21 protein-coding genes are annotated in these 21,210 nt (G+C 57.7%); 7 read left to right on the top strand and 14 right to left on the bottom strand.

Features of this window, described 5'->3' with window-relative positions; all coding sequences use genetic code 11:
• Window positions 1-370: 370 nt before the first annotated feature.
• The 4 genes from sfnG to J5M58_RS11660 all read right to left on the bottom strand — a co-directional run bounded on the left by sfnG (window position 371) and on the right by J5M58_RS11660 (window position 3,677).
• Window positions 371-1,465: a dimethylsulfone monooxygenase SfnG gene (sfnG, locus tag J5M58_RS11645; RefSeq protein WP_207878174.1), complete on the bottom strand. Its 1,095-nt coding sequence runs from the start codon at window positions 1,463-1,465 to the stop codon at window positions 371-373.
• A 176-nt stretch (window positions 1,466-1,641) separates the two neighbouring features.
• A complete protein-coding gene (locus J5M58_RS11650) occupies window positions 1,642-1,929 on the bottom strand; it encodes a DUF3077 domain-containing protein (RefSeq protein ID WP_039614149.1) in 288 nt (95 codons plus the stop codon).
• Window positions 1,930-2,031: 102 nt separating this feature from the next.
• Complete coding sequence (locus tag J5M58_RS11655; RefSeq protein WP_112253305.1) at window positions 2,032-2,289, bottom strand: hypothetical protein; 258 nt, start codon at window positions 2,287-2,289, stop codon at window positions 2,032-2,034.
• Between the two features lie 701 nt (window positions 2,290-2,990).
• Window positions 2,991-3,677 (bottom strand): hydrolase, encoded by a 687-nt coding sequence (locus tag J5M58_RS11660; RefSeq protein WP_112253306.1) that lies wholly within the window; start codon window positions 3,675-3,677, stop codon window positions 2,991-2,993.
• Window positions 3,678-3,889: 212 nt separating this feature from the next.
• Here J5M58_RS11660 and J5M58_RS11665 point away from each other — a divergent pair, with 212 nt between their 5' ends.
• Window positions 3,890-4,795 (top strand): LysR family transcriptional regulator, encoded by a 906-nt coding sequence (locus tag J5M58_RS11665; RefSeq protein ID WP_207878175.1) that lies wholly within the window; start codon window positions 3,890-3,892, stop codon window positions 4,793-4,795.
• Here the strand turns inward: J5M58_RS11665 and J5M58_RS11670 are convergent.
• Window positions 4,792-5,829 carry a sterol desaturase family protein gene (locus tag J5M58_RS11670; protein WP_207878176.1) on the bottom strand — a complete coding sequence of 346 codons (1,038 nt, stop codon included), beginning with the start codon at window positions 5,827-5,829 and terminating at the stop codon, window positions 4,792-4,794. The two genes, J5M58_RS11665 and J5M58_RS11670, sit on opposite strands and share 4 nt — an antisense overlap.
• 244 nt (window positions 5,830-6,073) lie before the next feature.
• On the opposite strand from J5M58_RS11670, the gene J5M58_RS11675 reads away from it, so the two are divergent.
• From J5M58_RS11675 to J5M58_RS11695, 5 genes are all read left to right on the top strand, one after another.
• On the top strand, window positions 6,074-8,485 hold the full coding sequence (locus J5M58_RS11675) for a TonB-dependent siderophore receptor (protein ID WP_207878177.1): 2,412 nt from the start codon (window positions 6,074-6,076) through the stop codon (window positions 8,483-8,485).
• A gap of 305 nt (window positions 8,486-8,790) precedes the next feature.
• Window positions 8,791-9,660 carry a GyrI-like domain-containing protein gene (locus J5M58_RS11680; protein WP_207878178.1) on the top strand — a complete coding sequence of 290 codons (870 nt, stop codon included), beginning with the start codon at window positions 8,791-8,793 and terminating at the stop codon, window positions 9,658-9,660.
• A 671-nt stretch (window positions 9,661-10,331) separates the two neighbouring features.
• Window positions 10,332-11,444, top strand: a complete 1,113-nt coding sequence (locus tag J5M58_RS11685; RefSeq protein WP_207878179.1) for an AAA family ATPase — start codon at window positions 10,332-10,334, stop codon at window positions 11,442-11,444.
• Window positions 11,441-11,929 carry a hypothetical protein gene (locus tag J5M58_RS11690; RefSeq protein WP_207878180.1) on the top strand — a complete coding sequence of 163 codons (489 nt, stop codon included), beginning with the start codon at window positions 11,441-11,443 and terminating at the stop codon, window positions 11,927-11,929. The genes J5M58_RS11685 and J5M58_RS11690 overlap by 4 nt, the downstream gene beginning before the upstream one ends.
• Window positions 11,930-12,297: 368 nt before the next feature.
• A complete protein-coding gene (locus J5M58_RS11695) occupies window positions 12,298-13,089 on the top strand; it encodes a hypothetical protein (protein ID WP_207878181.1) in 792 nt (263 codons plus the stop codon).
• Window positions 13,090-13,105: 16 nt separating this feature from the next.
• On the opposite strand, the gene J5M58_RS11700 is transcribed toward J5M58_RS11695, so the two are convergent.
• The 3 genes from J5M58_RS11700 to J5M58_RS11710 form a co-directional block, all read right to left on the bottom strand.
• Window positions 13,106-13,690: a hypothetical protein gene (locus J5M58_RS11700; RefSeq protein ID WP_207878182.1), complete on the bottom strand. Its 585-nt coding sequence runs from the start codon at window positions 13,688-13,690 to the stop codon at window positions 13,106-13,108.
• Between the two features lie 98 nt (window positions 13,691-13,788).
• Window positions 13,789-15,060, bottom strand: coding sequence for a translesion error-prone DNA polymerase V subunit UmuC (gene umuC, locus J5M58_RS11705; RefSeq protein ID WP_207878183.1), 1,272 nt, complete (start codon window positions 15,058-15,060; stop codon window positions 13,789-13,791).
• Entirely contained in the window at window positions 15,050-15,478 is a 429-nt protein-coding gene (locus J5M58_RS11710) for a LexA family transcriptional regulator (RefSeq protein ID WP_207878184.1), read from the bottom strand. Before J5M58_RS11710 ends, umuC begins: the two co-directional genes overlap by 11 nt.
• Window positions 15,479-15,599: 121 nt before the next feature.
• Between J5M58_RS11710 and J5M58_RS11715 the strand changes: the two genes are divergently transcribed.
• A complete protein-coding gene (locus J5M58_RS11715; RefSeq protein ID WP_207878185.1) occupies window positions 15,600-16,937 on the top strand; it encodes a hypothetical protein in 1,338 nt (445 codons plus the stop codon).
• Window positions 16,938-16,992: 55 nt separating this feature from the next.
• On the opposite strand, the gene J5M58_RS11720 is transcribed toward J5M58_RS11715, so the two are convergent.
• From J5M58_RS11720 to J5M58_RS11745, 6 genes are all read right to left on the bottom strand, one after another.
• Entirely contained in the window at window positions 16,993-17,787 is a 795-nt protein-coding gene (locus tag J5M58_RS11720; RefSeq protein ID WP_207878186.1) for a DNA adenine methylase, read from the bottom strand.
• A gap of 151 nt (window positions 17,788-17,938) precedes the next feature.
• A complete protein-coding gene (locus J5M58_RS11725; protein ID WP_207878187.1) occupies window positions 17,939-18,499 on the bottom strand; it encodes a lysis system i-spanin subunit Rz in 561 nt (186 codons plus the stop codon).
• Window positions 18,496-19,047, bottom strand: a complete 552-nt coding sequence (locus tag J5M58_RS11730; protein WP_207878188.1) for a glycoside hydrolase family 19 protein — start codon at window positions 19,045-19,047, stop codon at window positions 18,496-18,498. The genes J5M58_RS11725 and J5M58_RS11730 overlap by 4 nt, the downstream gene beginning before the upstream one ends.
• Window positions 19,048-19,065: 18 nt before the next feature.
• The gene (locus J5M58_RS11735; RefSeq protein WP_207878189.1) at window positions 19,066-20,118 is read right to left on the bottom strand and encodes a contractile injection system protein, VgrG/Pvc8 family; all 1,053 of its coding nucleotides are present in this window, start codon (window positions 20,116-20,118) and stop codon (window positions 19,066-19,068) included.
• Window positions 20,119-20,179: 61 nt separating this feature from the next.
• On the bottom strand, window positions 20,180-20,386 hold the full coding sequence (locus tag J5M58_RS11740; protein ID WP_178075685.1) for a tail protein X: 207 nt from the start codon (window positions 20,384-20,386) through the stop codon (window positions 20,180-20,182).
• Complete coding sequence (locus J5M58_RS11745) at window positions 20,361-21,206, bottom strand: phage tail protein (RefSeq protein WP_207878190.1); 846 nt, start codon at window positions 21,204-21,206, stop codon at window positions 20,361-20,363. The genes J5M58_RS11740 and J5M58_RS11745 overlap by 26 nt, the downstream gene beginning before the upstream one ends.
• Between the last annotated feature and the right edge of the window lie 4 nt (window positions 21,207-21,210).

Here is a 21,210-nt window from a genome sequence, read left to right on the forward strand (position 1 = left end):
TGCTGCGGCGCGCCGGCCACGTCACGGTTGCGTGGTGCCAGCGGCCTCCTTGCCTGCGGCCGCACGTCTGCGCGCACTGGTCCGAGGCATCCTGCAAGCATGGCACTTGTGGCGCCCGGGGATTGCGTGCGAACGACCAGGCGCATCCTGAAACCGACGCGGGTTGTTTCTGGCCTTATGCAGTCTGCCGCGCTGTGGCTTAGAGAACTGAATGCGCAAGCGGTCCGCGTACCCTGTGGGAGCGGGCGCGCCCGCGAAGAATCCAACGCTGTGCATGGCACCGGCTACGCCGGTGTTCGCGGGCATGCCCGCTCCCACGGGGTGCTCCGGCAGCCCAAGGCAAGGTGCCGAGCCCGCCCTGCGCCCGGCTTCAGGCCACAGCCTTGTCCACGCTGCGCCCGGTCTCCAGTTCACGCACCAGCGGCAGCACATGTTCGCCGAAGTACGCTACCTCCTCCTGGAAGTGCAGGAACCCGGACAAGATCAGATCCACACCCACTGCTTTCAGCGCAACGATGCGCTCGGCAATCTGCCGCGGTGTGCCGATCAGGTTGGTCTTGAAGCCATCGTTGTACTGCACCAGGTCTTCGAAGCTGGACCTGGCCCAGTTGCCCTCACCCTCCGGGCTGGCAGAACCGGCATGCTTCACTTCCTGGCCAAACGCCCGCACCGCCTCGGGGTTGGCCTTGTCGATGATCTCCTGCAGCACCGCGCGCGTCTGCTCTTCGGTGTCGCGAGCGATGATGAAGGCGTTGACTCCGATCTTCACCGAATGGCCGTTGGCCGCCGCCTTGGCGCGGATATCGTCGACCTGCGCCTTGATCCCTTCCACGCTGTTGCCGTTGGTGAAGTACCAGTCCGACACGCGCGCCGCCATGTCCCTTGCGGCGCGCGAGCTGCCGCCCTGGAAAATCTCCGGGTGCGGCTGCTGCAGCGGCTTGGGTTTGAGGTTGTAGTTACGAAAGCGATAGAAGTCGCCGTTGAAGGTGAAGTTGTCCTGGGTCCAGATGCCCTTCAGCGCACGGATGAATTCCTCGGAACGGCGATAGCGTTCGTCGTGGTCCAGCCAGGGTTCGCCGATGGCGTGGAACTCGCCCTTGAACCAGCCCGAGACCACGTTGATGGCGATGCGGCCGTTGGTGAACTGGTCGATGCTCGCCAGCTGCTTGGCCGCCAGCGCCGGGTTCCACGGGCCCGGCAGGATGGCAGCGATGACCTTGAGCTTTTCCGTGGCAGCGAGCAGCGCGTGGCTGATGGTGACCGACTCGTGCTGGTTGTCGGCGCCGTAGCCGGCGGTGAACCGGATTTGCGACAGGGCGTAGTCGAAACCGGCCTGTTCGGCGATTTGCGCGAGCTTACGATTGTAGTCGATGTCCCAACTGGTGCGCTGTTCGATGGTGCTGACCACTAGGCCACCACTGACGTTGGGGACCCAGTAGGCGAACTTGATCGGGGCTTGGCTCATGGTAAGGCTCCTTGGTGACCCTTGGGTTCAAGGAGACAGGAGCAGCAAACATGCCAGGCTTTAAAGTGCCTTTATTTCAATTGGTTAGTTCAATTTGTCGGCGATGCTGGCTGCATGCGGTCGAACAAGCTGCTGGAACGCTGTTGCCTGCACAACATCGCCGCCCCGGGGGCAGGTCAGCGGTTCTTGCGCATGCCCATATGCGCGTCATCCATCAGCGCCTTGGCCATGTCGCAGAGAAAGTGCGAAGCCCAGACCAGCACCGGTTCGTTGTCCATCACCCCGATAAACGATGCTCGCCGTGAGCAATCCATCAATACCGACGCTTGTTCGATGGCATGGTCACAGCAGTTTCCCGCCTCTACGCGGAACAGTTTCTTGCCGTCCAGCACACCGTCCAGGAAGGTGGCCGCGCCTACGGTCAGGCCCAGCGTGCCAGTGTCGTCATCCAATTCCTTGTCCATCTGAAACCCTCTTTTGAATCTGCCGGCCAGTGCGATTTCCCGGTTGCAGTCCCTGGTAGGAAAACCGCACCGCCAGGCTGGCAAAATTTGAAAGTCAGCCCATCAATGCAATGTATGCATCGGCTGCCCGTCTCGAAGCTGCACCTGCGCAATCGCCGACTCCAGCAGCATGCGCACAGCCTCCATTTCATGCATGACCGCCAGGGTCATGATCGTGGCGGGAGATCTGGGCAGCGAGGCTACGGCGTGATGACCTACGGACAAGGCGCAGAGCACGTATTCCGTGGCCTGGGTCAGGGTGTCTTCCAGGTGATGAGATGGGTCGTTTGAGAAAGGTGGATCGGGAACGAGTTTAAGCATGACAGCCTCCAGACAATAACAAGTCGGACCGTCGCCAGATCACTTGCAGATGATAGGGTGGCGGCTACATGCGGGCCTGCAAGACCGGGCTTGGAGGTCGGTTCCCGGCTGGCCCGAAGACCACCCGCACGCAGCCACCATTGAACGAAGCCAACAGCAAACTGAGACCAAACCAAGCAACGGGCTTGCAGACCCGGTCGTTGAATTTGCAACGACAAGGCGAGACTAGGGGGCTCAGGTTTCCATCGCAATGGTGAAACGGCTTGAAAAGGATGATTCAGAAATGGACTACGAGGAAGGGGAAAAATCTGATTAGTTCTTGTAGGAACAACCATTCTCACGGCACAGCAGCAACACGGCGGCGTGGGCTCTCATGGAGCAGCACTAACTCATTGCATTAGCAGGGCCCCTGTGGGAGCGGCTTTAGCCGCGAACACCGGCGCAGCCGGTGCCATGCACCGAGTTGGATTCTTCGCGGCTAAAGCCGCTCCCACATTATCAGCACCGACTTCCAGACATGCACAGGATCAGTAGGAGCAGCCTTGTGCTGCGAAGAGGCCGGTAGGGCAAAAAATCCTCTTTGCCGGTAGCGGCCTCTTCGCAGCACAAGGCTGCTCCTACAGGCAATGAGGCAACCTGATGGGGCAAGACAGTTGCTCCCACAAGTACAGCCCGGCAGCAAACCACCGGGCCGCAAGCCATCAACGTTGCGAATCGAGCACTTCGTGCTCCGTCACGACCTGCTGGGCCTTGGCGTAGCTTTCGATCAGCAGGCGGTAGTGCGGGAAGATCAGGCTGTAGGCCTCGGCCCACTGCGCGGCGTCGGGGCGGTTCCAGGTGCGCTGGATTTCCGAGGCGACTGCGGCGGTGTCCATAGGCACCACGCCGGCCTGGACGACGCGGGCCAGGGTGATTTCCTGGGCGGCCTTGGAATAGGTACCGGAGGCATCGATCACCGCGAACACACGGTAGCCGGCGTTGACTGCGGCGATCGCCGGGAAGGCCATGCACACGCTGGTAATGGTGCCGGCGATGACCAGGGTCTTCTTGCCGGTGGCCTGCACAGCGGCGACAAATTCGGGGTTGTCCCAGGCGTTGATCTCACCCTTGCGCGCCACGTACTGCGCATGGGGCGCAGCCTCGTGTATCTCTGGGATCAGCGGGCCGTTGGGGCCCTGCGGCACCGAGGCGGTAGTGATCACCGGGATCTTCGCCAGGGTGGCGATCCTGGCCAGGGTGATGGCGTTGTTGCGCAGTTCGGTCATGGGCATGTCCTTGACCGTCTGGAACAGGCCGCTCTGGTGGTCGATGAGCAGCATGGCAGTGTCGTCGGGGTCGATCACCGGGCGCTGGCCGTTGAAGTTGGCAATCTGCGAGAAGTTGGTCATGTCGGTTCTCCTGACAGGGCATCCGGGCCGGGAAACCCGCGCCTCCTGCGCGGGCGTTCATCCGGACCAGGCGTCGCCTAAGTCCGGGGGTGTGACATGGCGGGCCATCTGCCCGAAATGTCCGCTCTGCTATGGAGTCACGATACGGATGGAACAATTGCTTCGGTAGTTGGCAAAAACTACTATCAGTGTTCTGCCAGAGGAACACTGAAATGGAAGACCTCAACGACCTCTACTATTTCGCCCAGGTGGTGGAGCACGGCGGTTTCAACCCGGCCGGCCGCGCACTGGGCGAACCCAAGTCGAAGCTCAGCCGGCGCATTGCCGGGCTGGAGGAGCGCCTGGGCGTGAGGCTGATCCAGCGTTCGACGCGACACTTCTCGGTGACCGAGATCGGCCAGGTGTTCTACCGGCACTGTGTGGCGATGCTGGTGGAAGCGGCGGCGGCCACCGAGGCCGTCGAGCAGCACCGCGCCGAGCCGCGCGGAGTGGTGAACCTGAGCTGTCCCACGGCGCTGCTGAACTTCTGGGTCGGCCCGATGCTGGCGCGATTCATGGTGCGGTACCCGCTGGTGGAGTTGCATGTGCAGAGCACCAACCGCCAGGTGGACCTGATCCCGGAAGGCATCGACATCGCTTTGCGGGTGCGCTTTCCCCCACTGGAGAGCAGTGACCTGGTGATGAAGGTGCTGGGCGAAAGCCGGCAGCATGTGGTGGGCGCCCCGGCATTGCGCGAGCACCTTCCGGCAAGGCCGACCCCTACCGATATTGCTGCCCTGCCGACACTGCACTGGGGCGTTGTACAACGCGAATACTACTGGCAGCTGGATGGCCCCGAGGATGCCAGCGCGCAAGTGCGCTATCAGCCGCGAATGGTCACCGACGACCTTGTCGCCCTGCGCCAGGCCGCGCTTGCGGGCGCCGGTGCGGTGCACATGCCCGCCGTGGTGGTGCGTGAAGACCTGAATGACGGCAAGCTTGTGAACCTGCTGCCAGACTGGGCGCCCCGCACGGGAGTTGTTCATGCCGTCTATGCGTCCCGTCGTGGTCTGCTTCCATCGGTGCGGGCGCTACTGGACTTTCTCGGCGACGAATTTGCCAACAGCGGGATCAGCTAACGGCCTGCCCTGCCGGATGCGCCCAGCACAGCCTTGCGCTGGCGTTTCACCAGGACCTTGCGGCCTGTTTCGACAAATGGCGTGATGACCAGGCTATAGACCGTCAGGTAACGCTGGTGGTCTTGCTCGCCGGTGCCGAAGCGGATGCTTTCAGGCGTCGATGTGGTGACATAGAGCGTGCCGAACATCCAGTCCCAGAGGGACAGGTTGGTGCCGAAGTTGCGGTTGAAATGGCGTGGGGCGTCACTGTGATGGATCTGGTGCTGGGCCGGGCTGTTCAACACATGTTCCAGCTGCGGGCCGAACGACAGCCAGACATGGCTATGCCGCAGGTTGGCCGCCAGGCTGTTGAAGATGAACACCAGGTAGGTCACGCCGAACAGGGTATAGCGGCTGACTTCACCGCCGCACAGGTACCAGAAGCACCCGGCGTAGAGGCCGATGCAAATGCCGGTGCTCAGTTTCTCGACGATCTTTTCCACAAAATGTACCCGGCTCGCCGTCGCCGGCACCAGCACGGGTGCCGAATGATGGACCTTGTGAAAGGCCCAGAGCCAACGGGAGTGGAAGGCCCGGTGCGCCCAGTAATGAATGAAGTCCTTGAGCAGGAACACTCCCAACCCGTAAAGCAGGGACAGGGCGAGGTTCTCGCCCACGCGCGGGCGTGCGCCCCAGAGGTTGCTGAAAAAGGCCAGGTAATCGCCGGAGCGCAGGATGTACGGATCGACCAGCTGGACGACAGGCAGCACCAGCGCAACCTTGAGGATTGCCCGCACGAAGTAGTAGCGGTAATCCAGCAGCGCAGAGGGATGAAGATGTACACGGGCGCCGCCGATGAATTGCCAGAACGAATGGGCGCTGCTCAGGCCGCGCCGCTTCCTGACGCGGAACAGGCCATAGGCTGCACCGTAGGATATGCAAAGGAACAAGGCCCCGAAACGGCCGTTCATATTGAAAATGCCGAACAACTGGTCGGTAACAGGCGTGATTACCCACTCGGTCAGGTGCTGATAGACAAGCGACAGCGCATCCACGAATCGTCAGCCTCGGCAAAAGGGACGCAATTGTAAATCAGATTTATTTACTCCAGTGGTTTTATGCATGGCCTGGTGCTGCAAGCAACGGGCAGTGGCTTGCACCCGCCCGCAAAAACGCAAGACACGGATTGACAATAGCAGGAGGAAAGACAAGTATCCGGCCGCCTTTATGCGAAGCATTATTATTATCAATACGCTTCTCACTATTGCGTCCGCAAAGTCCATCGAAAGGAGCCAATGGATGTCCGCCTGTTTTTCTCCCCCCGCCTTCAGCATTCGCCAAGCCGCACTAATGGCGAGCCTTTCGGGTTCGCTGCTGGCCAGTGCCAATGCCTGGGCCGTGCCTGTCAGCTACAGCATCCCGGCGGGGCCGCTGGAAGTTGCAATCAACCAGTTCGCCACGGCAAGCGGGGTGACTGTCAGCGCCAGCAACGAAGAAATCACTGGCCTGCGCAGTGAGGGCCTGCAGGGCAGTTACGAGCTGGAGCAAGGCCTCGCACAACTGCTGCAAGGCAGCGGCCTGCAGGTGCAGCAAGCGGGAGACAAGCACTACATGCTGGCCCGACCCGGCCAGGACGGCACGATGGAACTCGCTGCAACGACGGTCTCCAGCGTAGGGCTGGGTGCCACCACCGAAGGCAGCGGCAGCTACATCACAGGTTCGGCCAATACGGCAACCGGGCTGCGCCTCTCGGCACGCGAGACACCACAGTCGATAAGCGTGGTGACCCGCCAGCAGATCGAAGACCAGAACCTGAACGATGTTGCCCAGGTACTGGAACAGACCCCAGGCGTGGTCGTCGACAGCATGGGGCCGGCCGGCAGCGACGCCAACCATATCTACGTACGTGGTTTTGAAGTCGGCACCATCCAGGTCGACGGCCTCAACCGGCCCAACAGCTTTGGCTTTCGCGATGACCTTGCCGACATGGTGTCGTATGACCGGGTCGAGGTGGTACGCGGTGCCACGGGGCTGATGTCCGGCACCGGTGACCCCGGTGCGACCGTCAACCTGATTCGCAAGAAGCCGACCTTTGAAACGCAACGCAAGCTGACCCTGAAAGCAGGCTCGTGGGACACTTACCGCACCGAGCTGGATGTGTCCGGCAAGCTGTCCGAAAGCGGCCACGTACGCGGGCGCCTCGTGGCCTCGAACACCGACAGCCAGAGCTACGTAGACCGCCAGTCCCTGGAACGGCAGGTGGCCTATGGGGTGCTGGAATGGGATATCACCGACAGCACGATGCTGACCGTGGGGGCCGAATATCAGGAAATGGACAACGACGGCGCCGGTAACCACGGCTTCCCGATGTTCAACTCCGATGGCAGTCACTTCAGCCCTTCCCGCTCGTTCAATTCGGCCTCGGACTGGAGTTATCACAAGCGTCGCACCAAGACCCTGTTCACCACACTGGATCACGACCTGGCCAACGGCTGGCACCTGAAATTCAACGCTGAGCACAGTCGCCGAAGCTACGACGACGTATTTGCCACCGCCGCCAGCGGCACAGTCAACCCTGATGGCAGCGGCATCCAGACCTGGACTGGTCGTTGGGCAGGCGAACCTCGGCAGACCTCGTTCGACCTGTCGGCTACGGGCCCGTTCGAAGTGCTATCGCGCGAGCACCAAGCGTACGTCGGGCTCAGCCACTACCGGGCCTACTACCGCAACGACGGCTACCATCTCTGGACCTGGCAGGACATCGACAACATCCATGACTGGGATGGCTCGTTGCCAATACCTGACGCCATCCACAACAAGACGACGGAAAATGCGCTGGACGAAACCCAGGACGGCCTGGTGGCTTCGGTGCGCTGGAGCCTGGCCGATGACCTGTCGCTGATTACCGGCGCGCGGGTGATCGACTGGCGACGTGACGAAACCGAGGAGCAGTTGGCGAGCGGTGAAACCAAACACACCTCGCGCAGCGAAACCGGGGTCGTCACCCCTTACATCGGGCTGGTTTACGACATCAATGACAACTGGTCGGCCTATGCCAGCTACACCACCATCTTCAACCCGCAAGACAAACAGACTGCATCGGGCAGCTACATCGACCCGTTGGAGGGCGTGAACTACGAGCTGGGCCTGAAGAGCGAGTTCTGGGACAAGCGCCTGACTGCTGCACTCAGCGTGTTCGAAGTGCACCAGGACAACCTGGCCGTGAAGGACGGCGACAAAAAGGCGCCGGACGGCAACCAGGCCTACCGTGCCGAGTCCGGCACCAGGACCCGCGGTTTCGAGATGGAAATGGCGGGCGAGATCCTGCCTGACTGGCAAGTATCGGCCAGCTACACCTATGCCGTGAGCAAGAACTCAGATGGCGACCGCCTGCTCACCGAAGTACCCCGCGACACCCTCAAACTGTTCACCAGCTACCGACTGCAGTCACTGCCACAGTTGAAAGTGGGCGGTGGTGTGCGCTGGCAAGGCTCGGAGTACGAGAAAAACGCAGGCCCCAACCACGAGACCTTCACCCAGGGTGCCTACAGCGTGGTCAACCTCATGGCGCAATATACCCTCACGCCGCAAACCAGCGTCTCGCTGAACCTCGACAACGTGTTCGACAAGACCTACTACACGGCGATCGGCTCACGTGGCTGGTATGGCAGCCCGCGTAGCGCCACGGCCACCTTGGTGTACGCATTCTGACCCAGGTGGCCTACAAGCGTTTTCTGGCGAACGCAATGCGGTAGCCAGCGCGCCTCATTGATCGGGGTGAACTACCGCTGCGGCCAGTCGACTGATCATGCCGGGACAGTTACGCTGGCGCTTTCCCTTGCACGGAAGCGCCAGCGATCGCACTCACCCTACTGCCCTCCCCTGCGAACACCGCAAGCACCGGTACCATCCACGGTACGGTCAGGACAATCCCGGATACAGCAATCACGGCTAGGCACCTCCATGCCTGAACAACGGATGCTAGCGCTCACCGCACCTTCCGGAGATTCCGCTCGTTGACTGACTCACAGCACAACCCAACCTACGCAAAACGGTTCGAAGCCGTGCTTGCCTACATCGACAGCCACCTCGAAGGTGACCTGTCGGTAACTGCCCTGAGCCGCGTCGCCCACTTCTCGGCATTTCATTTCCATCGGCAGTTCACGGCATACATCGGCGTTCCGGTTTCACGGTATGTGCAACTGATGAGGCTTCGACGCGCGGCGCATCAACTGGTCGCCTCGCCTGCCATCTCGGTGCTGGAAGCAGCTCTCGGCGCCGGCTTCGAAAGCCCCGAAGCCTTTTCCAGGGCCTTCAAGCGTGCTTTTGGCATGGCGCCGAGCGTATTCGCCAAGGCCCCGAACTGGCAGGCCTGGAGTGCGGTTTTCATTGTTCCCCATCATTCCAGAAGCATCACCATGCAGATCCGTATCGTGGATTTCGCCGAAACTCATGTAGCCGCGCTCGAACACCAAGGGGCGCCCAGCCTCATCAGTGAAAGCGTTGCGCGTTTTCGCCAATGGCGCATTCAAAGCGGTCAGTCACCGGTGGCCAGCAGCCGAACCTTCGGCATTCCCTACGACAACCCCGATACCACCCCGGCGCACGCCTTTCGCTTCGCCGTGTGTGGCGAGATAGACGAAGCCGTGCAGCCGAATGATTTTGGCGTGCACGAACGCATCATCCCGGCGGGCCGCTGCGCCGTACTCCGGCATACCGGGTCGCCTGACTACATTGGTGAAACCATCTATCCGGTTTATCGGGACTGGTTGCCTTCGAGTAACGAGGAACTGCGTGACCATCCGTTGTTCTTTCACTATTTGAGCGTGTATCCGGAAACGCCGCTGGAGCAATGGCAAACGGATATCTACGTGCCGCTCAAGTAACTTGGCTAGACGGCCGCCAGGGGTTTTGAGGTATGCCATCTGCGAGACCTTCGTCCGTTTTCGGCTGAGATCGGCGGGAAACGCGTGCCCTATGCCGGAGGTGATCCGGCATAAGGCTGCAGGGCCGCGCATAGATCGAGTCCAGACGGATACCCTGCTCTCTTGATAAACTAGCCGCCTGCCCTAGCAATCACCGATCTCCCGCCGTCGACTTTTGCTACCTCGCGCCCTCGGATTGCTACAAACACCCTCGAAATTGCTGAATTTGGTACAAGACACGTTGAACGATATGACCACAAACCCAGGCTCTAACCCAGCAACCACGCGCCCTGAGCCTTCCCGTCGCTTCAGCGTTGCACCGATGATGGATTGGGCATGTTTTTCCAAGAACCCTTTGTTCGCGCTACCTTCATCCCCCAAAAATATCTTTCGTACCATTTTTGTACCATTCACTGAGAAACTACCCGGATGAATCTCTATTGCACCCGCGAAAAATCACTGCTGCTTAGCATCCCTCGCAGGTGATCTCCTAGGTAGCAGTGTGTGATAGGCTGGAGGCAGCGGCGCCGCGAAGGAGGCGCCAGTTTAATGACATACGCAATCCATGCCATGGCTCTACATTTTGAGCAATAGGTCGTGGAGATAAGCATCTAGTCTGAGGGATGGCATTCATGCTGCAACGCCTATATGTTCACAATTTCCGATGCTTGGAGAACTTCGAATTCAAACCGGGCGACACCCCATCGGCTTTGCTAATTGGAAAAAATGGTAGCGGAAAAAGTACGCTCGCTAACATTTTCAAGCTCTTTCAAGCTATTGGTCGCGGTACGAACCGAGTAGGTCTTTTGGTTGCAAGCAGTGATTTCACGCTGGAACGCACTAATGTACCGATTCGCTTGGAAATCGAGACAAAGCTCTCGAATAATATTTATCGTTATACGCTGGTTTTAGACCTGCCGGAACGCTTCAGGGAATTAAGAGTGCTAGAAGAAACGCTAGTACTCAACGACGAGACTATATACTCACGCGAGCTAGCCCAAGTAACGATCAAGCGGCAAGGACCGACTCAATCGGAAGCAAAATTCAATATTGACTGGCATCTAATCGCTCTCCCCGTCATACAGGACCCTTCCAGCAGTGATGCTTTAAGCGCGTTCCGGAGCTGGCTGGCCAATATGATTCTGCTCGCTCCCAACCCTAGGATTATGGGAGGGTATGCAAGCGGTGAAACTTTAGAACCTGAGGAAGACGGCAAAAATTTTTCTGACTGGCTTTCGGGAGTTCTCGCACAATACCCTGCCGCTTATTCGACGCTCACACAGCACCTTCAAGACGTTATGCCAGACTTAGCCGGATTTCGATTTGAGCGAGTTGGCAAGGACGCCAAATCTCTACTTGTCAATTTCAAATCCGACTCTACAGAACACGAATTTGAATTCGATAGCTTGTCTGATGGCGAAAAGTGCTTCTTCCTTTGCGCCGTAGTTTTGGCTGCCAATCATTGCTATGGGCCGCTGTTCGCCTTTTGGGATGAGCCTGATAATTATTTGGCGCTTAGCGAGGTAAGCCACTTCGTCATGGCACTCCGGCAGGGCTTCTACAAGGGTGGGCAAATTATCATGACCTCCCACAATGAGGAGGCGGTAAGACGATTTTCGAATGACAACACTTGGGTCATCGGGCGTAGGTCTCATCTAGAGCCAAGCATCATTCGTTTACTTGAAGATTTACCTCCTAGACCTGACGTGATTCAGTCACTGATTTATGGTGATCTCGAGCCATGAGTGTAAATCGATACCGACCTCACTTACTAATTTTGCCAGAAGATGATGCTAATCGCCAATTAGCGAACGGTTTTTTGCAAAACCCCTCAGTAAATCTTCGTGCAGTACAAGTGCTCCCGCCATCAGGCGGATGGGCGAAAGTTCATACTGACTTCATCGAGTCTTACGTAGCACAATTAAGGAACCACCCGCACGGCCACTTGGCCCTTCTGATTGATTTTGATAGTAATGTTGAAGAAAGGACCCGATTCTTCAAAAAAGATTTTCCACGCGACGTTGCGGACCGCGTTTACCTCCTTGGAACACTAGAGGAGCCCGAACCTTTACGCGTATTACGTCGTATGTCACTTGAAAAAATCGGCGAAGAGCTATCAACATCTTGCTATGAGGGTAATGACCAACCTTGGCGCCACGACCACCTGCAACATAATCTGGCCGAATTACAGAGATTGATTGCAAACGTAAAACCATTTCTCTATCGGTAGGCAATTGGCGATCAATGATCGCTTTGGCTTATCCAAATTGGATGGTCAAGAGTCGCTTACACACCCCAATTATGCTGTCGTAACACCAGGAAAAGGCGTCTAAGCCCCGAAGCACTGGGACTTAAGCGCCTTCTGCCTTCCAGCATCAACGCGTGCTTTGGCATAGATAGGCATGAAATGGCGAAAAGTTTACCTCAATTTAGCCCCACGCCACACCCAGTCGGCCGAACTGCGCGCACCACGAAGCTTGGCAGGCAGAAGCGCATCAGAGCAGTTCTAGATGAGCCCGCGCCAGGGTGAGTTATGTTGTCTATTCAGCTAGTATGTATGTGAAGCTACAACTCTGCTCACATGTTAAAGGGATACAAATGTCAAGGAAAAAGGATAAAAACAGGATTCCGCGCGACCACTTTGTAACTGGTCACGCGACCGAAATAATTAAATCGCTAACACTTAATATCGATACTATAACCGGTATTGCTAGTATTCTTGAGTTAGATCCTAGCACGTTACGTAGCGAAATATCCTACCAGAGGCAAAATGGTAAGGATAAAGTGATCTACTCAACGCCAGCCAAGGGCTTTTCAGCGCTTAACGAAAGCCATCTAGACCAACTAAAAAAACAATTTGATTACTTAATTGCAATTGACACCAATACCATTGAAAAGCCCGAGCGCACACAAGGATGCAGAGTTAGCGTGTGTGCCAGCAGCGCGATTAATCAATCTCTAGACTCGCTACCGGAGAACGTACAATCAACACCAGTTGCTGCCTACTTGATTGTGGATCCTGGCCCCACTGTTAACCCTGAGCCTCTTGGTTGGCATTTAAACATATCACGCCTGATCACCATTCCAGCTTTAAACTCAAAAAAAATTGGCGTAATTGTTGATAGTGAGTTAGGTTTACTACCCGAAATTAACGCTCGAAAAACACCCTACTATGGTGAGCACATATTGCCCGAGAATATGACACTCATTTACGCGTCAAGCGACAAGCCAGAAACACTAGCAAATCAAATGATTAAACACTGCGACGCAATGGCAGAACTTGGAATTGCCGAATTTAGAAAAAGCGCTTCTGACTTATTGTCGCGCCTACGTGGTCATAAATATGGCACTGCCATCTGCGTACCAATCGTTCCGAAAAAACCAACTTAATAACCCAAAGCTATAGCTACGTCTTGCGTGTTGAATACATAGGAAGAGGCTCCTCGTAAGCCGATTTGTAATCCAACTCGAGCGTGAGACGACTAGCGAGGAAGGTATCGACATCTTTAATCTCCGGACTAAATTTTACCGTACAAATCTCCACAGAGTGCCCAGCGGGGACTACATATTCCAAATAGAAAAATTCATGCCCCAACAGCGCACAACCTGGTATCCCTTCGAACGCTTTCTTAACTAGAGGCGGCCCCTCTCCTTCAACCAACACGGCGTCGCGGTATACCCTTGCGCCGGTAATTATCGCAGGGCCAAGCCCATCATTACGCAGTACAAGCCGGTAGACACCATCTTCCGTCCATGAACTATGCCCTGCGAGATAAGGGCGTACACTTAATTTATTATGTACGCGGGCAAGGTGGGCCTGCCACATAGTAGCTCCCAATGCCAGTAAGGATATCAAGATCGCTATCCAAGGAGCTAAGTCCAACTTGAAATCTGGTGATAACCCCACATATTCAAGAACTACAACCAGCACCCATCCCAATACACCAAAGGCTAGGAAACCCCAAACACCCCAAATCGTCGCAAGTTTCATGCCTTCAGACATTCTGAATTTGACCATCCTACTCATCGGATAAGTGCTCAACTTGTAATGGTTTCATCGTACGTTTCATTGTCAAAGCATGACCAGGATCAGCGTACCCGCCATAACTGATCAATCCGGGTCGTGTACGAACGGCTCATCATTTCCCGCCGCATCCCCCAATCAGGGGTGCGGGGGACGCTGGCCGAACGCATCGTTCCCCGACCATACTTTCCATTTATCTCGTCTAGCACCAACATCAGCCGGTCGCAAGCCACCGGCTGCGTCACCGCAAACAAGTCATCGGTGAACTCACCCGGCTGCCGCAAATCCATCAGCAGCACCTCGGCTTTGCTGTATCGATACCCTGGCCGATAGACCTGCTCCATCGCCTCGGTGGCCGCCTTGGTGAGCAGCAAGGTATCGTTGGTGGGGTAAGGTAGCTCCACCAGAACGCCCTTGGCGTACTTGGCTTCGTCGGGATTGAACATGCCCGTGCGGATGCTTACTCGCATACGCTTGCACACAGAACCCTGCGCCCGGAGTTTCTCGGCCGCTCGGCCGGCATAGCTGGCCACCGCCTGTTTGATCGGCGCCAATTCAGTCAGGCGCTTGCCAAACATACGGCTGCAGCAAATCTCTTGCTTAGGCGGGGCAGCCTCCTCAAGCTCAAGGCACGGTGTGCCGGCGAGCTCCCTGGCAGTCTTCTCAACTACCACGCTGAATTTCTGGCGCAGAGTCCATGGGTCCGCCTTGGCCAAGTCCATCGCGGTGCGAATTCCCATCGCCTCGAGGTGCGCCGTCATCCGCCGGCCGATCCCCCAGACTTCCTTGACCTCGGTGTTGCGCAACACCCAGTCCCGCTTGAACGGGTCGCAGATATCGACCACACCTCCGGTCTGCGCCTGCAGGCGCTTCGCGGTGTGGTTGGCCAGCTTCGCAAGCGTCTTGGTACGGGCAATACCTACCCCTACCGGGATGCCGGTGCACTTGAGCACCCTGGCCCGCACTTGCCGTCCGAACTCGGTAAGGTTGCCCTGAACCCCGGTCAAATCGGCAAAGCACTCATCAATCGAATACACCTCTGCCGCCGGCACCATTGATTCAATCAGCGACATGACGCGCTCGCTCATATCGCCGTAGAGTGCATAGTTTGATGAAAAGGCTACGATGCCGTGCCGCTGCAACGTGTCCTTGCACTGAAAATAAGGCTCGCCCATCTTGACGAACGGCTTCGCGTCGTACGACCTGGCTATCACACAGCCGTCATTATTGCTCAACACGACGATGGGAGTCTTGGCCAGATCCGGACGGAACACACGCTCACAGCTCGCATAAAACGAGTTGCAGTCAATCAGCGCGAATATTTGGTCACTGCGCATGGTCACGCACGCTGTAGCGGACCACGCCCCAAATCACCAGGTCATCACCTTCCATGACGTGCCTGGACGGGTAGGCCGGGTTCTCCGACTGCAGGACCACCACCCCGTTACGCCGGTATAGCCGTTTACACACCGGCTCCGTGTTGATGGCCGCTATCACGATGTCACCGTGCTCGGCATCACGACTACGGTCTACGATCAGCAAATCCCCGGGATAAATGCCGGCTCCCTGCATGCTGTCACCTTCAACCTGCACCAGGTACATGTGCGGCGCCCGAAGATCGAACAGTTCATCCAAAGAAATGTGCCGCTCCAGGTGATCTGCTGCTGGGGAAGGAAAGCCTGCGGGGACACGGAATGAGTAGACGGGCAAACGATCTTGACCGCTGTGTGGCACACCCAAAAACCTAATCGACATGGCGCATGACCCAAAAAACTGTATATCCATACAGTTAACAGGTTGGCTCAGCTTGCGTCAATATCCCCCACAATGAACCCGACAAAACCTCATTAGGCCGACGAGCGGTCAAGGAAAGGACATGGCGAAGAGAGGAAGGGCAAAGGTCGCGTACGATCAAATTCAAACCCTGCGCCCACGTAGGTTTGATAGTCGCTTTGAGGATCTAACTTCAGAATTGCATAACCTCGCGAGCAAAGGTTCTGAATCAGTTTGGGATGAATTAAAACTGAGCCACGGCAAACCGCCACCAGAGCTTCGCAAACGGTTTATAGCGCTTGCGCACTCGGGTATGCGACAAGCGCAAGAAAAAATAATAAATATAGTTAAAGGTGAAGAGCCTTGGCCAGGCGGAAACAAGAAGTTACTGCATAAATTAGCGGACAGCATCGCATGGCAAATGATAGGAAGCCAGCTTTGCTATGCAAGAAGATTCTATAAAGATCAAAACATAGTGGATTTAAACCACTCTAATTTTGATTCTGTGATCAGAGCAGTAGAACACCACCACCAAAGCGTACCGGATGGCTTCGCACTAATATCTGACCTGACAAGCTTCGTTCAAGTAGGAGATCTTTTATTGGCCGATCCCGATGGGCGCTTTCACATCGCGGAAGTTAAGGAAGGCGACAAAAACCATCAGATCCTTGATTTCATGAAGTTCTATGTTCGAAGTGGTTGCTCTCGCGCCCTCCAGTTTTTCGTAAAGGAACATGGCCCTCAGTCGTTGAAGCAGCTACAACGAATGATGCGACAAGCAGACAGGATGGCTCATGTCACCGAAATATTTAACTCCGGAACATCGCAAGACCCAGATACTGAGCAAAAGGTAAACATTCCAGATGAAACCTTTTACATCGAGAGCTGGGACAAAGAGCTCAACGAAATACTCAACACCTCAGACACAAGGGGATATGCTTTCCAGGCGATCGATGAATGCCTATTCATAGCATCGTATTCGAATACTACCAAGACAGCACTAGGCCATATCTTATTCAACAATTGGTTTGATAGGTGTGGCGGCACCCCAGACTGCCCACGAGCGCGTCTGATCGACTGCATGACACATCCACTAGCCCTGCCGATTTTTAATCGCAACATTGCTGACAGGCACAAGTTGGACATACTATTCGGAAGGAAGAATGTTTGCATAGGTTTAAATATACCTAGCTTCTTGAAGCAGCTCAACAAAAATGGAATACAAGTCCGGGAAGCCACCAACAAAGAGGCTAGCGAAATGGACCAAAAAGGCTTTCACCCCTACCGAAACAAAGGCAAAGCCTATTTCATTGGCAATGACAAATTTGAAACTCCATTGATGGATGGTGTTTTTCTAAGAGTCATGTTTCATAGCCAACGCCCTATCGAAACAGTAAAAGCGATTTTAAAATCCACATCTGATTTTGACCCTCCAATGTGATGACCCCAATATGCTCGTTCGAGACCGATCTCGAACGAGCACGCGAAAAGAGTCTCTAGAATAGCTGCCCTAAAGGGGCGGGGTCCCAGTTCATGATCACTAACTCCCCGGTCACCTCGGCCTTGCCTTGACGCTGATTTGTGTTGGTATAGCGAATATCCAGGCATTCAAAGTGGAAGCCATCAAATGCGCGCCGGATGTCCGGGTGGTCATTGATACTCACCATCACCTTTCCCTTACAACGGCGCATGAAATCGGCCATGCGGTCGTACTCTTCGAAGGGGAAATCCAAGCCATAGCCCGCGGTCTGCCAGTAAGGCGGATCCATGTAGAAAAAGGTGTGCGCTCGATCATAGCGCTCGGCGCAATCGAGCCAGGCTAGATTCTCGACGTAAGTGCCGGCGAGTCGCTGCCAGGCGGCGGATAGGTTCTCCTCGATGCGCAACAGATTGATGGCCGGCCCGGTGGTTGCGGTACCGAACGTCTGGCCGGTGACTTTGCCACCGAAAGCGTGCTGTTGGAGATAGAAGAACCGGGCAGCACGCTGGATGTCGGTCAGGGTCTCGGGACGCGTCATCTTCTGCCATTCGAAGATCTGGCGAGAGCTGAGCGCCCATTTGAACTGGCGGATGAACTCCTCCAAGTGGTTCTGCACAACGCGGTAGAGGGTGACCAGGTCACCGTTGAGATCATTCAGCACCTCCACCGGGGCGGGCTGGGGTCGCATGAAGAACAAGGCGGCACCGCCAGCGAAGACTTCGACATAGCATTCATGAGGGGGAAACAGGGGGATCAAGCGGTCGGCCAGGCGGCGTTTGCCACCCATCCAGGGGATGATTGGAGAGGTCATAGGTATGCAAGTCTTTACTGTATGGATAAACAGGTGTTAGGCTCGCCGCGCTTTGTGCACAAGGCAGAGGCCACGGCTGGACTTGCAGGAAGGGTCTGCGGGTTCGGCGGGCCGGGCTGGATGTTGGCGCATCCACCCGGCTCGCCTCTTTTCACTTGGTGACTTCGCGGACGTAAGCCTGGCAGGCCTGCAGTGCGATCAGCCCCCGGTCGCCTTCGTCGGTGATGGCGACAATTCGTTGAGCATGCGCTGGGTCAAGTTGGGCGCGTACGGCTCCATGAACCAAGCCTCCGGGGCTGGCAGTTTCTCGCACCCCACCGTCACAACTCGGGGTGGCAAAGGCTGCGGTGTCGACAAGGACTGACAGCCGTAAATCAGCGGTAGCAAGCCGGTCACGCAGACGAGCCTGAGTCTGTTGAGCATCGTTCATTTCCTTCCAGTGCGTTTTGGTCAGATCCTTCAGGCGAGCTTCCAGGGCGCGGCGCGCTTCCTGCTGCTCTGCGATTTGGTCGAGCGCCGCTGCTGCGGCTTCCTCACGCTCACGGCCGTGCGCGCGGTCTTTGTCCGCCAACTGCTTGCCGTAATCATCGGCCTGCTCTGCGAGCTGCGCTCCGAACGCGTTGGCCTGCCAAACCCAAGCCGCCCGGGCGCCGATGGCACACGTGATCACCAGCGCTGCCAAGACTATGTGGCGAGTGCCCCACGCGCTCACTGCAGCACCTCGAGTGCCCGTTTGTAGATGGCCTTTCGATCCTCCAGCCCATTAGTACCGCCATTGATCCGCCTGGTGATGGCGAGGATGTCGCCCTTGTCGGCCAAGCTGTTCAAGCCTTCCCTGTGCCAAAACCAGCCAGCAGACAGCGAGGCATAGACCGGCTGCTCAAGCAGCTCTGGTGTGTTGAGCAGTCGGCTGTCGCCGAATAGCGCCTCACTGCAGGCTTCATAGTTGTCGCGACCTGTCACCTGGATGAGCCCACGACCACGGTACAACTGGCCATCGCCGTCTGCTTCAGGCGTGTTGCCCAGGCGCTGCGCCAAGCGACCGGTGTCATACTTCGACAGGTAGGCATCATTGCCAAGTTCGCGCACGTACAGGAACTGGCCAGACTCGTGCCCCACCTGGGCGAGAAACGCAGCCATGCGCAGCCGCGTGATGATGGCGTACTTGCCCATGGTGGCGTTGAGGCCGGGAACAAAAACGCCGGCTTTGCGGCCGGCGTTCGGGAGGATCTGCTGCAGCTGTTTTTCAGTGATCGGCATTGCTTATCTCCGTAAAGGTCACGCAGGCGACACATCCACCGTGCGCAATGGTTTCGTTTCTTTTTTCTTTTTGCCTTTGGTTGTGGCCTTGCCCTTCTTGCCACCGTTGCATTCGACGGTGGTGGTCCAGCCCGAGGCGGTAAACACCTGCTCCACGCTGTCCACTAGGTACTCGCCATCGAGCCCGTTCTTGAAGCCCTGGGCGTTGATAGTCCGTTCGGCAAACAGGTCGGTACGCCCGACCATTTCCAGGCGCACGGCGGCGGTGCTGCGATTGAACGCGGCCAGCCGTGCCTTGGCCGCCTGCGCGGCGGCGCTCTTGTTGGGGTAGATATGGCGGTCGGTATGCACGCCCGGCAGGCCGCTCGGGGCGTCGTCGTTGCCCAGCTCCACCACGTTCAACTTGCCGGTGGCCTTGTCCTGGTGCTGGGTCTTCACCGCCTTCTGCGTGCTGCGGTCGCCCAGGCGGAACGAATAGCGGCTCACATCGGCGCGGTTGATGGTGACGGTACCGATTGCCTTGCCGCTCGCGCTCTGCCCGCCCTGGCGCGGCAGCACCACCAGCTTGCCGCTGGCCACCTTGGCGGTGCAGTCGTATTGCTTGGCCAGGCGAGTGATGAAATTGAAGTCGGATTCGTTGCGCTGATCGACGCGCGGCACCTTGGTTTGCACCGTGCAGCCCGGCTCCCAGCCATTGCGGGCGGCCACATCGCTGACGATCTTGGCCAGTGCCACATCCTCCCAGCTGCCGCTGCGGGTGGTCTTGCCGCTGCCGCGCATGTCGCTGGCCTTTCCGCGCAAGGTGATGGTGTCCGGCGGGCCGGTCACCTCGACCTCGTCCACGGTGTAACTGCCCAGGCGCGCCATGGCCTGCGCACCGTAGCCTAGAAAGACCTCGATCTTGGCCCCGCGCGAGGGCAGCGTGACGGCCTGGGCGCGGTCGTCAATGCGCAGCTCGAATTCGTCCGACTCCATGCCGGGCTTGTCCGAGGTGCGCAGCAGCAACAGGCGGTCATTGATCAGCGCGGTAATGTCCTTGCCATCCGCGACGATTTGAAACGTGGGCTTCATGGGGTTGCTCCAGAAAAGAAAAACCCCGCACGGGGCGGGGTTCGTTACGCGTAACGCGGGGTCAGTCCCACAAGGTGACTTGCTCGGTCTCGGCCGCTGTCAGGTCGGGCAGGTAAATCAGCACGCCGGCGCGGTACGGCTGCGCCTCCTCGGCGAGGCCCTGATTGGCCTGCAACACGGCCTCGACGGTGCCCACCAGGGTGCCGTAGTAGGCGTGGCACAGGCTGTCCAGCAAATCGCCCTCAGACGTTCTGCATGTCATTGCCATAGGCGACAAACTCCAGGCTAAAGGACTGCTTGCGAGGGATGCCGCCGGCGAGCAGCGCCCCTTGCTCCTCGTCCACGTTCAACAAGCACCAGGTGCCCAGCACCTCGCCGTAACCCGTGGTCAGGGTCAGCGGCTGCAGGCGCCGGCCGATGGTGCGCAATTCGTTCAGCTGGCCGATGCCACCCCGGAACAGCGGGAAGATCGCCCCCTTGATCGTCAGCTTGTCCTCACCCTGCCCCACCGCCTGCTGCGCAATCTCACGCGTCAGGCGCTCCTGCCCGGCCCAGCGGAACGCGGTCTTGCGCGTCAGCTCGTCAAACGCGGCCGTGTCCAGGTTGAAGTAGTAGGGCTTAAGCTTCGGGTCTTGCGGCTGGATGATCAGCAGATGCGGGAACGGCTTCACCGCCTCGGCCGCCGGCGTCATGTCGGCGCCCAGCACACTGCTTGGAAAGATATTGCCCAGGCTTGGGCTGAGCTTCCCGCCAATGCGGTTGATCGCCGCCCCGGCTTTGGCCGCCTGTTCCTTGAGCGTGCCCAGGCGCTGCTGCACTTGAGAGGCCGCCGAAACGGCCTGGTTGTACTTCGCCGCCACCTGCCCCACTGCGGACTGGGCCGCGTTGATCTGCCGCATGGTGCGCTGCAGCTTTTCGCCCACCATCGGGCCAACGATCGGCAGGCTATCCAGCTCCGAGGCCGCCCCCGTCATGTCACGGACGGCCCCATTCAGCGGACCCAGCATGCCGTCGAGGCTGGTACGGCCGGCCTGGCCAGCCGCCACCAGCGACGACAGCGTCGAGCCCATCAGCTCCATGTAGGCCATGGCA

This window comes from Pseudomonas sp. 32_A (assembly GCF_017490905.1).
GTDB classification, from domain to species: Bacteria; Pseudomonadota; Gammaproteobacteria; order Pseudomonadales; family Pseudomonadaceae; genus Aquipseudomonas; species Aquipseudomonas inefficax.